This window comes from Bacteroidetes Order II. bacterium, assembly GCA_016788705.1.
Classification (GTDB): domain Bacteria; phylum Bacteroidota; class Rhodothermia; order Rhodothermales; family UBA2364; genus UBA2364.
On the sequence record JAEUSQ010000032.1, the window covers coordinates 96,245 to 111,194 of the forward strand.

A 14,950-nucleotide genomic window follows, 5' to 3' on the forward strand; every position below is an offset into this window, starting at 1 on the left:
CAGCCAAGATAAAACCTAGCTTGGACCTTAAAAAGGTGAGTGCTAAATTAGTTTATTTGCCTCACAAACAAGCATTAAAATTTGTAACTACTTAGCACCCTCCTAAATTGGGTGTTTTTCGAACAAAGCAACCCCTGAGAAATCGATTGTGGTGCGCCAAATCTCTCAAATTGTAGCAAAAAAGATTTTGACGAACGTGACAGCATTAAAATCGAGGGGGTGCTAAACAGTTACTAAAATTCATATAGGTTATCTTGATCACAAACAAATTTGTCTAAATGAAACATTATACACATTTACAAGAGAAAATTGTAAACAAAACAGTTCAAGTTGGCATTGTTGGACTAGGCTATGTTGGGCTACCACTCGCAGTAGAATTTGCCAAAGCTGGCGTAAAAACGTTGGGCTTGGATGTAAGCGAAGAAAAAGTTGCTTTAATCAATAAAGGGCAAAACTACATTGGTGATGTAAAAGATGAAGAATTAGCTGTTGCTGTTTCTTCGGGACAGCTTCAAGCCACAACAGATTGGTCAACAGGTAGCGACATAGATGTCTTTGTCATCTGTGTACCAACCCCAATGTCTTTACATAAAGATCCCGATGTTACCTATATTGAAAAAGCTTCTGAAGCGATTGCTGCAATTTTACGCCCAGGTCAATTGGTTATTCTAAAATCAACAACGTATCCTGGTACAACGGAGTATGTTGTTCAGCCTATTTTGGAGAAGGTTGGGCTTAAACTTGGAGAAGAATATTTCTTAGCCTATAGCCCAGAGCGGGTAGATCCTGGGAATGAAATATGGCATACAGGCAATACGCCTATTGTAGTCGGAGGTGTAACAGAAGCTTGTTTGAAGTTAGCCTCGGCAACCCTTAAGCTTTTTGTAGGGCATGTACATGAGGTTAGTTCGCCGAAAGTAGGTGAAATGGAAAAGCTGCTTGAAAACACCTTCCGCTCCGTTAATATTGCTTTAGTGAATGAGCTTGCCCAACTTTGTGATCGCATGGGCGGTATTAATATTTGGGAGGTGATCAATGCAGCTGCCACTAAACCATTTGGGTACATGAAGTTTACTCCAGGCCCAGGTGTAGGGGGGCATTGCATTCCTATTGACCCTTACTACCTCTCTTGGCTTGCCAAACGGTATGATTTTGAAACCAGTTTTATCACGCTAGCAGCAAAAACCAATGAGTCTATGCCGTTTTATGTGGTGGATGCTACGATTCGTGCTATCGCAGAACAACCCGTTGCATTAAAAGATGCCAATGTTTTGGTTATGGGCGCCACCTTCAAAAAAGATGTTGCAGATTCGCGGCATTCACTGGCAGAACCTATTTTACGGCTTCTACGAGAAAAGAACGTCCAAAACATTACCTTAGCAGACCCGATTGTAGATAGTTTTTCCTTCGATTGGTGGGATGGAAAGCACGAAACAATTCCGACCCAACCCTTGACACAGGCACTTGTTGAAAAATCTAATGTGGTTATTTTAATCACCGATCATTCAGCATTTGACTATGAAATGGTCGCAATACATGCCAAGCATATAGTAGATTCGCGCAACGCATTTGCAAAAATTAAAAACCGAACCAATATTACGTTGATTGGCGGTGGTCAATAAATTTGCAAACGGCTTCATATCACATGAAATTTTAGAAGAGAGGCTCTTTATCTACCTTACGGATAGATGGGGCCTCTCGTTATAATGTTATAGTTTCGCTAAATAAAAATTAACTTTAAAGATTATGACATAGAAAAAAAAGTTGGTATTTTAAAACATATATGGATGTTTACTGCACCAAAATTACCTCTATTATATTGAGTACCCCATAATGTTCTCTCACCACCTCATACGTGACAATCTATCCATCCTAGATGCATTAGCCTGCCTCAATACCCTCCATGATGCATTGACCCTCTTTGTCCTCTCCGAAAAGGGTGAATTAGTTGGAACACTTACTGATGGGGATGTTCGGCGTGGCTTGCTGGCAGGTCTTACAGTGAACGCCCCCGTAACCTCTATCATGAGAACGTCTTTTCGTTATTTAAAAATGGGTGATTTTACGTTAGCCCAAGTAGATGAAATTCGAAAAGCAGAAGTAAGTTTGATCCCCTTATTAAATCAAGAAGGGTGTATAGAAGATGTTATAGACCTCTCCAAAAAACGTTCTGTTTTGCCATGTGATGTCGTGATGATGGCTGGCGGCTTAGGAATACGTTTGCGGCCCTTGACCTTAGACAAACCTAAGCCTATGCTACCCGTAGGGAATAAACCTATTATTGAGCACAATATTGATCGCTTAATCAGTTTTGGGATTTATAATTTTACGATTTCTATTAAATATTTGGGAGAGCAAATAGCAGGCTACTTCAAAGATGGGCGGCATTTAGGGGTTCAAATACAATACCTTATCGAAAATGAGCCATTAGGCACCATTGGGTCAGTGAGCCAAATCTCTGCCTTTAAGAACGACTATGTTTTGGTGATGAACTCTGATATTCTCACGACGATTGACTTTGAGGAAATGTTCAGAACCTTTATCGAAAAAGAGGCGGATATGATGGTTGCAACGGTTCCTTATGAAGTCAAGGTTCCTTATGGGGTTTTAGAGACCAATGAAGACGATGCTGTTTTATCTTTAAAAGAAAAACCGATCTATACCTATTATGCCAATGCTGGCATTTATTTGATGAAGCGAAAAGTACTTGAGTTCATTCCTCAAAACACTTTTTTTAATACCACGGACTTGATGGATGTGGTCATCGCTAAAGGAATGAAGCTTTCCTCGTACCCAATTTTGGGTTACTGGTTAGACATTGGGCAGATGGAAGATTACCATCGTGCGCAGCATGATATTAAACATTTACAACTTTAATATAAACAAAGTTTTATGAATCGTATTTTGGTTACTGGTTGTGCAGGGTATATTGGCTCTGTACTGACTCGCTTGCTTTTAAATGATGGATACCAAGTTGTGGGCTTAGATAGCTTGAAGTTTGGCGGAGCGGCTTTGGTTGATATTTATAACCATCCTAGCTTTACGTTTGTTCGAGGCGATATTCGAGATATAGAAGGGTTCCGATCAATCCTAAAAACCTATCAAATCGATGGTGTCGTAAACTTAGCGGCTATTGTGGGCGATCCTGCATGCCGCAAATTTGAGCAAGAGGCGACAGAGGTCAATTTAGAAACCCCAAAAACCCTTTTTGATATTTGTAATGACGCAGCTGTACAACGGTTTGTATTTGCTTCTACTTGTTCCAATTATGGTAAGATGGAAGGAGATGGCTTTGTTAAAGAAGATTCGCCGCTCAATCCTGTTTCACACTATGCCAAAACTAAAGTTGCTTTCGAGCAGTTTTTATTGGATAAAACAAATGGGGTGACAGCGCCCATCATTTTGCGTTTTTCAACCGTTTATGGGCTTTCGCCGCGCATTCGGTTTGACTTGACGGTAAACGAATTTACACGTGATCTTTCTTTAGGGAAGGAGTTAGATATTTTTGGACCTCAGTTTTGGCGGCCCTATTGCCATGTAAACGACTTGGCGCGCTCGGTCATGGTTGCTTTAAAAGCAGATGAAGCGCTTGTTCGGGGCGAAGTTTACAATGTCGGGGACTCTACCGAGAATTACCAAAAGCAAATGATTATTGACGAAATAGCGAAGGTAGTTCCTAATACCAAGATTAAGTACACGCCTCAAATAGATGATCCGCGCGATTACCGTGTCAATTTCGACAAAATCCAAACCAAGCTTGGGTTTTCGATTACCAAAAAAGTCATTGATGGCGTTGAGGAAATTCATCGTTTCATTCAAGACGGTATTATCGCCGACCCTTATGATGCTGCCTACCGAAACGTATAAGAGAGCAAGGCATTTATGCGATATTTAGGCTTTATCACCGCACGCGCAGGCTCCAAAGGCATTCCGCATAAAAACATGCGCCTGCTTAACGGTAAGCCTCTGATTCAATACACCTATGAAGCAGCTTTAGCCGCTCAGTCTTTGGCAGAAACCCACTTAAGCTCTGATTATCACGAAGCGATGGTATTGGGCGAGGAAATGGGTATTGGGGTCTTGTATAAACGTCCAGAGGCATTAGCATCCGACCATGCCACCAGTATTGAAGTTATGCTTTACCACTTCGATTTTATGGAGGCGCAAGGTATGGCTCTGCCTGATGCGGTTGTGCTTTTACAACCGACCAGCCCCATCCGAAGCGAAGGTTTAATAGATCGCTGTATTAAAGCCTTTGAGCAAAGTGGTAAGGAAAGCTTAGTGGCGGTAAGTGCTTGCATTCAGCATCCATATAGTACGTTTACGATACAGGATGGGAAAAACAAGTTTATCAACCCAACCCCCACCCGGCGGCAGGACTATCCGCCTTACTACTTCATTACAGGCTCTGTTTATATTGCAACGCCCGCTTTTTTGCGGCAGCATCGGGTGTTTTTTAACGAAGATACTGCCCTTTACGAAACGTCTGAGTACGAAGCCATTGATATTGACACGCCTTTTGATTTGGCGCTGGCTTCCTTTATTCTTGCATCTGAAAGTAATTTCACTCATAAATAAATATGATCCCTTTTCTGTCCCTCATTTAGCATGTTGCTTTGTGGCATAAGGTAGAGCCAAGTCATGAGTGATAAGTTGTGGTTGGAAATGAAAATTCTGGACATACTTCAGGAGGAGTTTTGATTTTGAATAGGACAATGCACAACGAACAAACTTACAAATCCTTTGATGCAATGTGTTATCCCAGCGTTCCATATTTTTGGCCTGACGAGTGGCTTTACTAACATTTTGATGCTGTGTGTTTTCCAAGGTCTTTTATAAGATGCGTAAAAGTTACTATAAATCATTGACCTGCGATAGCCTCCGAAACCAGCGCTTACAGTGCCTGAAACCATTCCCGCGCTACTCGCAATAAAGTTCCTTTCATTTCTTTAGAGTGGACAAAAAGTTTAAAATAATCCGTGAAAATCGCAAACTCTACACTTGTATTCTGAGAATGACGTTTTTTACAGCATTTGTTTTCAGTTGTTACTCATTTCGATACAGATACGATTCCCTCACTAATTGACACTATCTCCTATTTGGCGGTGGTCAATATTGAGGAGTGTATCCTATCAAGTAAAAAAAGCCCTCGGCAGTTTTTTACCGAGGGCTTTTTGTTTGGGTCTGTATATGAAAAACCGGATACTAAATTTATATCGTTGGCATAAAGCTATTATATTTAAAGACGCACAATTGAAGCACCTATTTGAAGTAATTCCTCCATGTTTTATTTGTTTGGTAGTGAACCTATATGGTTAAGAAAGAAGGCAAAAAATGTTGCTTCACGATTTGTGTGAATGGCCTAAAGGTAATTCATAGTGTTCAAAGATACGTAAACAAAATGAATACGTGACTTGATCCTTTTTCCTCGCTGTAGTGTTACCTACATCAAAAAGAATACACTTGATTTATAGAAACATATAGTGTCTTTAGTAAAGGCGATACGTGCTATAAATAAAGTGTTCTCCTACATAGACCCATCCTGATATGATAACAAATAAATTCACAATCGGTAACAGACTGGAAGTGGCGGATAGAAGATATTGCTGGTACGATCTCATCCTTTCAAGATAAGGTGATGGAAGTTCTGGCGCTCGTCATAGGTTTTTTGTGCAGTTTCGTCACGGCTGTGGTCTGTACAAAATTGGTTCGTGATTTGGCTATTCGTCATGAACGGTTAGATCATCCCGACTTGTATCGGAAAGTGCATGAAGTACCCACGCCACGATTTGGAGGTATCGCGATGGTACTTTCAACCTTAGTGGGGCTGGGTATCTATCTTTTGTTTGCTCTGATATTGGATTTTTCACCCAATTTGCCAGACGGGTATATTCTGGCAGGGGCATCTGTGCTTGTTTTGACGGGTGTGTTGGATGATTTTTTTCATCTGGGCGTGCGGCATAAATTAATCGGGCAAATTGTAGCCATCCTCATTGTGGTAATGAGTGATGCGGCACACCGGATTTATCTGCCGGAATTTAAGATAATGGGCATAGACCATCACACAGTGGCCGTCTTGGTGACTGTTTTGTGGCTATTGGGTATTATCAATGCAATGAACCTCATTGATGGCTTGGATGGTTTGGCTGCGGGGATTTCGGTTATTGCGATTGTCTCGTTTACGGCTATCTATGCTTCTCAGCAAGTAATCCCAAATGCGGTAGCAGGGATAGTGCTATTAGGTACCTTGTTGGGTTTTTTGGTGTATAATTTTCGTCCAGCTTCTATTTTTATGGGGGATACGGGCAGTTTAACCATTGGCTTTTTCTTGGCTGTATATGCTATTCCGAGCTTCAATGCCCCTTTCTATTTTACCGGAACTGCTGTGGCAGATGCATGGGTGCCTGCGATTCTCATCTTAGGCTTGCCTATCTTAGATACGTTGAGTAGTATTTTTCGTCGGATTTTGTCACGAAAATCAATTTTTGCACCAGATCAAGACCATATACACCATAGGGTTGTGAAGGCATGGGGGCTATCTCATTTGTCGGCAGTCTTGCTTTTGTATGCAGTAGGTTTTTTCCTTGGGTTAGCCGCATGGCTGTATGCCAATTTAGGGGGAGGAGGCAAAGTCATCACATTATCTGTCGTTACTGGGGGGATTATTCTCTTTTTTATAAAACTGAGGACTTCTCAGTTACCAGTCGCAGTCTGGCCTTCTGAACACTTTAAAGCCCCCAATGAAGGTAATCTTTAAGAAAAAAAGACATTGTATGCGGTTAAATGTCGGTATCATAAGGTGAATTAAAAAACAATATGAAAAATCAATCTGTTGCAGTTGTCGGGACAGGGTATGTTGGACTGGTAACGGGTACCTGCTTTGCAGAAATGGGCTATTCCGTTCTTTGTGTGGATATTGATGAAGCCAAAGTTGCAAAAATGAGGAAGGGCATTATGCCCATTTTTGAGCCGGGGCTCAATGTATTGTTTGATCGCAACCGAAAAAATGGCCGATTACAATTTACCACGGACTTAAAAATGGCTGTGGAAAAATCTACCTTCATTTTTCTCGCCCTTCCTACTCCGCCGGGCGCGGATGGGGCAGCTGATTTATCCTATGTCTTAGGGGTTGCGAGACAAATAGGCCCATTCTTTAACGGTTATAAGTTGATTATCAATAAAAGTACCGTTCCAGTGGGTACCGCAGATATGGTAAGGGAGGTGATTGAACAGCAGGGAAAACGGGTGGGGGTGGATTTTGACGTGGTTTCAAATCCTGAATTCTTACGCGAAGGCGTTGCGGTAGATGATTTTATGAAGCCGGAACGCGTGGTCATTGGGACCTCTAGTTCTCAGGCAGGCGAAATGATGAAACAACTCTATGAGCCTTTTGTCCGGAATGGTAATCCGATTCTCATCATGGATGAACGTTCTTCCGAAATGACCAAATATGCTGCCAATGCATTTTTGGCAACCAAGATCACGTTCATGAACGAAATTGCAAACCTCTGTGAACAGGTTGGCGCCAATGTGGATGCCATTCGGGTGGGTATTGGTTCGGACAGCCGAATCGGGAAACAGTTTCTTTACGCGGGAATTGGCTATGGCGGTTCTTGTTTCCCCAAAGATGTACAGGCATTGGCACAAACCTCTGAACAATTCGGTTATCGGTTTAAAATCTTAGAGGCTGTTCTGAACGTAAATCAACAACAGCAATTGGCCTTGTTGCCGCCCATGCGCTCTTATTTGGGAGGCAGCCTTCGGGGCAAATGTGTTGCCGTCTGGGGTCTTGCTTTCAAGGCCAATACCGACGATGTCCGAGAAGCATCTGCCCATGCCATGATTCGGCAACTATTGGCAGAAGGGGCGTCTGTGCGTGCGTTCGATCCAGAAGCCATCGAGACAACCCGTGCTATTTTTGGCAACCAGATTGCATATGCCACCGACCTCTATGATGCCTTGAATGGAGCTGAGGTACTGGCTATTTGTACCGAGTGGAACGCCTTTCGTAAACCGGATTGGGAGACTGTGAAAGAGAGGTTACGGTTTCCGGCCATTTTTGATGGACGCAACTTATATGCCCCACGTCAGATGGAAGAATTAGGCTTCTTTTACCATAGCATAGGTCGTCCGTACCACAAAGGAGTATAAAAGAGATGAAACGAACCCTTATTACCGGTGGTGCCGGATTTATCGGGTCTCACTTGTGTGATCGGTTTATCCAAGAAGGGCATGACGTGATTTGTATGGATAACTTTATTACGGGTTCGCCTGATAATATTGCCCATCTGGTCGGACATCCAAAATTCCACTTAGTCCGGCATGATGTATCGAATCACGTCTATATTGCAGGTAATCTGGACTATATTCTCCATTTTGCAAGCCCCGCCTCTCCAATAGACTATTTGAAGTTGCCGATTCAAACCCTGAAAGTCGGTGCATTGGGTACGCATAACCTTTTAGGATTGGCGAAAGCAAAAAATGCACGTTTGTTATTGGCCTCCACCTCCGAGGTGTATGGTGACCCACTTATACATCCTCAGCATGAATCCTATTGGGGGAATGTGAATCCTGTAGGTGTGCGGGGTGTCTATGATGAGGCGAAGCGATTTGCCGAAGCCATCACCATGGCCTATCAGCGTTATCATGGGGTCGAGACCCGAATTGTTCGCATTTTTAATACTTATGGCCCCAGAATGCGTGCAAATGATGGGCGTGTGGTTTCTAATTTCATTAATCAGGCGCTACGTAATTTACCCATTACGGTATATGGAGATGGGTCGCAAACCCGCAGTTTCCAGTATTGCGACGATCTCGTGGAAGGGATTTGGCGACTTTTGCACAGTGATGAAGCTGAGCCTGTAAATATCGGTAATCCCAATGAGATCACCATTTTGAACTTTGCTGAAGAAGTGATTACTTGGGTTCAGAGCGAAAGTAAGATTGTATTTGAACCCTTACCGGAAGATGATCCTAAGATTCGGCAGCCAGACATCCTTAAAGCAAAAACAGTCTTAGGCTGGGAACCCGTTGTTAGTCGGAGTGAAGGAGTCCGAAAAACCATTTCCTTCTTTAGAGAGACAATGGTTTCATCCTAAATACGAATGAAACGTATATTTGCCCAATATAAAGCCCTATTTATTGCCGGAGGCAATACCGTTGTAAACGTATTGGTTATTATATTTAATTTGATATCGGTGCCCATTTATTTGCATTTTTTAGGTGTAGAGAGTTACGGATTAATAGGCTTTTATGCCACCTTGTTGGCAACAACCAGTTTGCTTAATTTTAATATTGGTGCCGTAATGAGTAGAGAAATTCCGCGAATGAAGACACTTCAAATGAGAGAGGGGAATATTAATACAGTGATACATACTTTGGAAGTTCTTTTTTGGATATTAGGGATTGGCGTTGGTTTGGTGATAGGTCTTTTTGCATATCCCTTGTCTTCCTGGATGAATGCCGACACCCTTCCAAAATGGTTGATTCAACAATGTATATGGCTCATGGGAGGGGTATTGGCACTTAATTGGCCTTTGCAAATGTATGCAGGTGTTTTTAATGGACTTAATCGCCAATTAGATGCTTCAGGTTTTTATCTGGTCTATAGCTTTACTCGGATATTTGGCGTAGTTCCATTTTTTTATATTTTTAAAATAGGTGTTATAGAATATTTTATATATCAATTTGTTGTCTCAGTCATTTTTATGATCATCCAACGTATCTGGGTTTGGAAATGTTTGATTGTGAAAGGTGAAGTATTTGGCTATAATTTAGCTGCTGTAAAAGAAGTTGCAGGTTTTTTAGGACAAATGTCTGTTGTCGGTATATTGACGGTTGTGGTTTCTCAGTTAGATAAGTTATTTGTCTCTAAAATGTTGCTTCTTTCAGATTTAACCTACTACACTATTGCTGCCAGTATTTGTAGTGGCATTATTATCATTGGGAGTACATTTAATACCTACCTACTTCCGAAATTTACTAAATATTATTTTGAAAAAGATTTAGTAAATTTGCAAAATAATTTATATCATTATGTTTCAATATCAACTTTTATTATCTTGCCTATATCTGTGTTTTTATTTTTATATTCTTATGAATTTTTATTGGTGTGGACACAAAATAGCTTAGTCACAAAAGAGACTGAAATTGTTTTAAAATATTTATTGATTAGTACTACATTATTGTCACTAATGAATATACCAATAACTGTTTTTACGGCTACAGGACATACAAAATTTATTGTTCTCCAAAATGTAATAATGATTCTAATAGGTATTCCTTTATTGTACTTTTTTATCAAGAAATATCAACTATTAGGGGCTGCATATTTTGGTATTATAATAAATAGTATTTATTTTATTATAGGCTACTGGTACCTCTTTTGCAGAATGAATTTGGGTACAGTGACCAAAATCATCAAACTGTTTACTGTTGCTTTATTCAAAATTAGTTTTGTTGTCCTTATCATTGATTTGATACAAAAAACTTATTTAAATAAAATTTCTCCATTAATGTTGTTAATCATAACAGGTGTTTTGTTTTTTATATTATATGGCGTCTTTCAAATTACACAAATTCCGACTTTAGTAAAAGTTTTAAGAGAAAAAAACTAATGCTGATTTAATAGTGCTGATAAATAAAAAAAATATAATAGAAATAATCTCTATATTGGCATTGATTTATGTTAATGCTTTTGGGATTGTTGGTACCATTATATGTGGAATAGTCTTATTGTTCTGGGGAGTACTGCGAGTAGAAAATATATTTAAAGCATTTTTAATGGTCAGTATCGTTGCCTTGTTACATCCTAATGTGTTGTCTGGTGGATTGCCTGTACTTCTTCGTTATTTGATTACCTTTGTATTTTTCGGCAGGCTATTGTTGCATAAATTTAGATCTGGCGAACTAAAACTTCAGCAAAATACGGTAAGATTTGGTGCTTTTATTGGATTAATATTATTGTTTTCTGTTGCGGGCTTGCTTCCGTTGGTATCGGTATTGAAACTGTTATTGCTTTATATTGTGGTATTTATTTTTTTTGAATCTGTTATGTACACCAATCAGGGTTTGGGTGAGTTTATGTTTCATACTTTTTTGGCAATTATCATAGGAAGTTGGTTTATTTATGATCAGCATGTATTTGTTGAACAGTGGAAAGTCTATCAATCTGGATCATCTGGTATATTTAGTCATCCACAAACATTTGGTATCATTTCAGCGGTTATTTTTGTATATTTCATGGTCCGATTCATTGATGAAAGAAAATATTTTTTTGTTATAATGGCATTATTAACAGGTATATTAATTGTCCTTTCTGAAGCGCGAACAGCGTTACTGAGTGCAGTCATTGCGATTGGACTGGCCTATTTAATTTTTAATAGCTCATTAATTGAAAGTATGCGTAAAATCCTAAAAATGCCAGGAGTTTTGCTGGCTTCAGTAGTTGGACTTATATTTATTATTTCCTATTCTGAAGTTATTACAAACGGTGTAGTGGAATTTGTAAAGAAAAACCAGAAAATGGATTCGGTATCTATTATAGAAAGTTATAACAAGAGCCGAGGTGATTTAATCGAGAAATCCTTGACGGCTTTTTCTGCAAGCCCTCTAATTGGTTCTGGTTTTGGGCTTACGTTCCCTATCGAAGAAGGGCGCTTGGTACGAAGTGAATGGCTATGGAATATGCCAATATCTTATTCCGTAGAGCCAGGGAACTTGTATATTGCATTCTTTGCAGAAGCAGGGATTCTTGGAGGAATCGCATTATTTATACTAATTGGATTTTTATTTTGGTCTATATATCAAAAAAGAGAGCCGATACTAATGGCAATCTTTATTACCATCTTATTGGTAAACCTGGCTGAAGCATGTTTATTGGCGCCTAATGGCGTTGGAGGAGTGTTTATGGGGTTTATAGCCTGGGCACAAATGAGGTCTAAGGAAAAGAAGCCTCATAAAAACAAGATACCATATCAGTCAATGACCAACTCGTATATGACATGAAAAATGTATTGTTTGTATTACGTGATTTACCTTGGTATTATTATAGTGCCATAAATACTTTTTCTAAAACCTCTAAAGTGTCTATTATTGTAACGAAAAAAGATAAAGATGCGCCATATTCCTTTCTAATATCTCCTGATATACAAATATTCCAGGTGGATGATACAGACAAAGAACAAGTATTGGCTATTTATGACCAACTTAATCCAGCTATGGTTGTTTTGGGTAGTTGGAGTGGAAAAGTGTTTCGTGGAGTTGCACGAAGAGCAAAAAAAGATGGAAAAAAAACGGTTATTGGTGTAGATAATCCTTGGGAAAATACTTTTAAACAAGACCTGCTGTGTTTGTTTTCATGGTTCTTAATAAGACGGATATTTACATATGTATGGGTTCCCTCTATTAGCCAGTATGAGTATGCGAAAAGATTAGGATTTAAGCGAAAAAATATTATATTCGGGTTATATACTGCTGATGATACACTCTTTTTAATTGATGAAGATGATATTGCTAAGAAGGAAAAAAACATTCTATTTATAGGAAGACTTTTAGATTGGAAAGGAATATTAGAACTTAATAACGCATTTATTCGTGTGTCCGAAGAAAAAGAACATGATTGGAAGTTAATTGTTATAGGAAACGGTCCAATGAAGGAGCAATTAAAGCCGCATAAAAAAATTAACTTCATATCCTTTTCTCCTCCTGAAATGATTGCTTCATACATGAAGAAAAGTGCTGTTTTTTGTTTACCAAGTTGGCACGAGCATTTCGGAGTGGTGGTACACGAGGCGGCGATGGCGGGATGTGCCTTGTTGCTTTCTGATGGCGTACACGCAGGGGATGAATACCTGGTGGATGGCTATAATGGCGTGTTGTTTGCGTCTCGGGATAACACCTCTCTTCAACAAGCCCTCTCGACGTTGATGTTTTCTCAACCCATAGAGGAGGTCATTGAGATGGGAAAGCGTTCTCGGATATTGAGCATGAAAAACGCTCCAGAAATATGGGCTAATCGTTTGGCAAAGTTATTGAACTAAAGCTTTTACTAAACATGCACATACTACAAACCATTGCCGGATTAAATATAAACAATGGGGGAACTTCTCGAACAGTTCCTTATTTGTGCGAAGTACTTACTGAGCAAGGAGCCAAAGTTAGCCTTTTAACGATTGGGAGCCCTGACGAAGTGTTGTCCCTGCCAGACGAACATAAGGTCAACGTTCGTGTGGTACGGCCTAAAACGTATGCTGATAAACGCTTTCAAATGGCCCGTGAATTTGAAGTACACCTCGAACACCTTATCCAGACCCAAAGGCCAGACGTGATACACGATCATGGGGTCTGGCTTTGGAGCAATTGGTTAGTGTCTAAAATTGCCCACAAACACAACATCCCTTTGGTGAATAGCCCAAATGGGATGCTAATGCCCGCATCGTTGGCACATAAAAGCCTCCTGAAACGCATGAGTTGGATGTTTTACCAAAGACCAGTAACGCAGCGAGCCAGTGCACTTCATGTTACTTCGGAGGTAGAAGGGGCTTATTTATCGGCTTTAGGGATTCATAAACCTACTTGGGTGATCCCCAATGGTATTCGGTTGCCAGATACCATGCCGACGAAACGGTTCATTATGCCGCGTAAAGCCTTATTTTTGTCTCGGCTACATCCCATCAAAGGCATCATGCTTTTGTTAGATGCCTGGCAAAACATTCGTTCAGAGGGCTGGGTGCTCGAAATAGCGGGGCCAGACGAAGGCGGATATGCTGCTGAAGTGTTACAAAAAGTAACGGAAAACAATCTTACGGCCACGGTTCGGGTCACTGGGCCAGTAAGTGATACCGAGAAATGGGAGCTTCTTACACAGGCCGACTTGTTTGTATTGCCCTCCAAAAGCGAAAATTTTGGCATCGTGATTGGCGAAGCAATGGCGGCTGGGTTGCCGGTGATCACTACCACAGGAGCACCTTGGCCTGTTTTAAAGACCGAAAAAATGGGTTGGTGGGTGGCACCTACGCTACCAGCCTTGGCGGGGGCGCTTCAGGAGGGCATTGGACTTTCGCCAGAAGCCCGGTCTTTGATGGGAGCACGTGCCCGCCAATATGTGACCAAGAGATTCGCGTGGGATCAGATCGCATCTACGTTTTTAGACAAATACCGGAGCCTACGTACATGCACATAGAGCACATAACCCCTTTAATACTTACGTACAATGAAGCCCTTAACATTGGGCGGGTTTTAGACCAACTTACTTGGGCTGCTGAAGTCTTGGTGATAGACAGTATGAGCAATGATGCTACCAAAACCATTGCCGCCCAATACCCCAACGTCCGATTTTTGGAAAGACCGTTTGATAACCATGCCGCTCAATGGCAATATGGACATGATCAGGTGAGGTCGGAATGGATTCTTTCGCTGGATGCCGATTACATACTCAGGGAAGAGGCCCCTCATGAGTTGAAGTGCTTGCCTGAAGATTCATTGGTGAATGGCTATGAAGCATCATTTACCTATTGTATTTATGAAACCGAGTTGGGTGCCTCCCTTTATCCGCCAAGGGTTGTATTATACCGAAAAGCTGCAGCCCATTATGTACAAGACGGTCACACCCAGCGATTGGTACTTGAAGGCGAGGTAGGTACACTCAAAACGACGATTCGCCATGATGATCGGAAGCGGATGGATCATTGGCTGGCGTCTCAGCAGAAATATGCCCGTCTCGAAGCCGAAAAATTGGCGGCCATGGCATGGAAGGATATGGGTATTGCGCAAAAGATGAGGTGGCTTAGGATTCCCGCTATTTTGGTGATGCCCTTGTATTGTCTTTTCGGAAAAGGGCTTGTTTTTCAGGGCGCAGCTGGCTGGTTTTATACTTGGCAACGAACCTGTTTTGAAGTGATACTGTGTTTATACCTCATGGAGCGAGATTTTACCTCACCCTCGAACTAAA

The 14,950-nt window shown here is 40.9% G+C and carries 12 protein-coding genes; all 12 read left to right on the forward strand.

Features of this window, described 5'->3' with window-relative positions; all coding sequences use genetic code 11:
* Nucleotides 1-278: 278 nt before the first annotated feature.
* The 12 genes from JNN12_08715 to JNN12_08770 all read left to right on the forward strand — a co-directional run bounded on the left by JNN12_08715 (nt 279) and on the right by JNN12_08770 (nt 14,949).
* Complete coding sequence (locus JNN12_08715; GenBank protein MBL7978409.1) at nt 279-1,622, forward strand: nucleotide sugar dehydrogenase; 1,344 nt, start codon at nt 279-281, stop codon at nt 1,620-1,622.
* A 289-nt stretch (nt 1,623-1,911) separates the two neighbouring features.
* Nucleotides 1,912-2,877, forward strand: coding sequence for a nucleotidyltransferase family protein (locus JNN12_08720; GenBank protein ID MBL7978410.1), 966 nt, complete (start codon nt 1,912-1,914; stop codon nt 2,875-2,877).
* 15 nt (nt 2,878-2,892) lie between these two features.
* On the forward strand, nt 2,893-3,867 hold the full coding sequence (locus JNN12_08725; GenBank protein MBL7978411.1) for an NAD(P)-dependent oxidoreductase: 975 nt from the start codon (nt 2,893-2,895) through the stop codon (nt 3,865-3,867).
* Nucleotides 3,868-3,882: 15 nt separating this feature from the next.
* Nucleotides 3,883-4,578, forward strand: coding sequence for an acylneuraminate cytidylyltransferase family protein (locus JNN12_08730; protein ID MBL7978412.1), 696 nt, complete (start codon nt 3,883-3,885; stop codon nt 4,576-4,578).
* 1,057 nt (nt 4,579-5,635) lie between these two features.
* Entirely contained in the window at nt 5,636-6,757 is a 1,122-nt protein-coding gene (locus JNN12_08735) for an undecaprenyl/decaprenyl-phosphate alpha-N-acetylglucosaminyl 1-phosphate transferase (protein ID MBL7978413.1), read from the forward strand.
* Nucleotides 6,758-6,816: 59 nt separating this feature from the next.
* Complete coding sequence (locus JNN12_08740; protein MBL7978414.1) at nt 6,817-8,151, forward strand: UDP-glucose/GDP-mannose dehydrogenase family protein; 1,335 nt, start codon at nt 6,817-6,819, stop codon at nt 8,149-8,151.
* A 5-nt stretch (nt 8,152-8,156) separates the two neighbouring features.
* Complete coding sequence (locus JNN12_08745; protein MBL7978415.1) at nt 8,157-9,098, forward strand: SDR family oxidoreductase; 942 nt, start codon at nt 8,157-8,159, stop codon at nt 9,096-9,098.
* A 6-nt stretch (nt 9,099-9,104) separates the two neighbouring features.
* Nucleotides 9,105-10,616 carry an oligosaccharide flippase family protein gene (locus JNN12_08750; GenBank protein ID MBL7978416.1) on the forward strand — a complete coding sequence of 504 codons (1,512 nt, stop codon included), beginning with the start codon at nt 9,105-9,107 and terminating at the stop codon, nt 10,614-10,616.
* Nucleotides 10,617-10,629: 13 nt separating this feature from the next.
* On the forward strand, nt 10,630-12,006 hold the full coding sequence (locus tag JNN12_08755; GenBank protein ID MBL7978417.1) for an O-antigen ligase family protein: 1,377 nt from the start codon (nt 10,630-10,632) through the stop codon (nt 12,004-12,006).
* The gene (locus JNN12_08760) at nt 12,003-13,040 is read left to right on the forward strand and encodes a glycosyltransferase family 4 protein (protein ID MBL7978418.1); all 1,038 of its coding nucleotides are present in this window, start codon (nt 12,003-12,005) and stop codon (nt 13,038-13,040) included. Before JNN12_08755 ends, JNN12_08760 begins: the two co-directional genes overlap by 4 nt.
* Before the next feature lie 14 nt (nt 13,041-13,054).
* A complete protein-coding gene (locus JNN12_08765; GenBank protein ID MBL7978419.1) occupies nt 13,055-14,182 on the forward strand; it encodes a glycosyltransferase in 1,128 nt (375 codons plus the stop codon).
* Nucleotides 14,173-14,949 carry a glycosyltransferase family 2 protein gene (locus tag JNN12_08770; GenBank protein MBL7978420.1) on the forward strand — a complete coding sequence of 259 codons (777 nt, stop codon included), beginning with the start codon at nt 14,173-14,175 and terminating at the stop codon, nt 14,947-14,949. The genes JNN12_08765 and JNN12_08770 overlap by 10 nt, the downstream gene beginning before the upstream one ends.
* Nucleotide 14,950 lies beyond the last annotated feature (1 nt).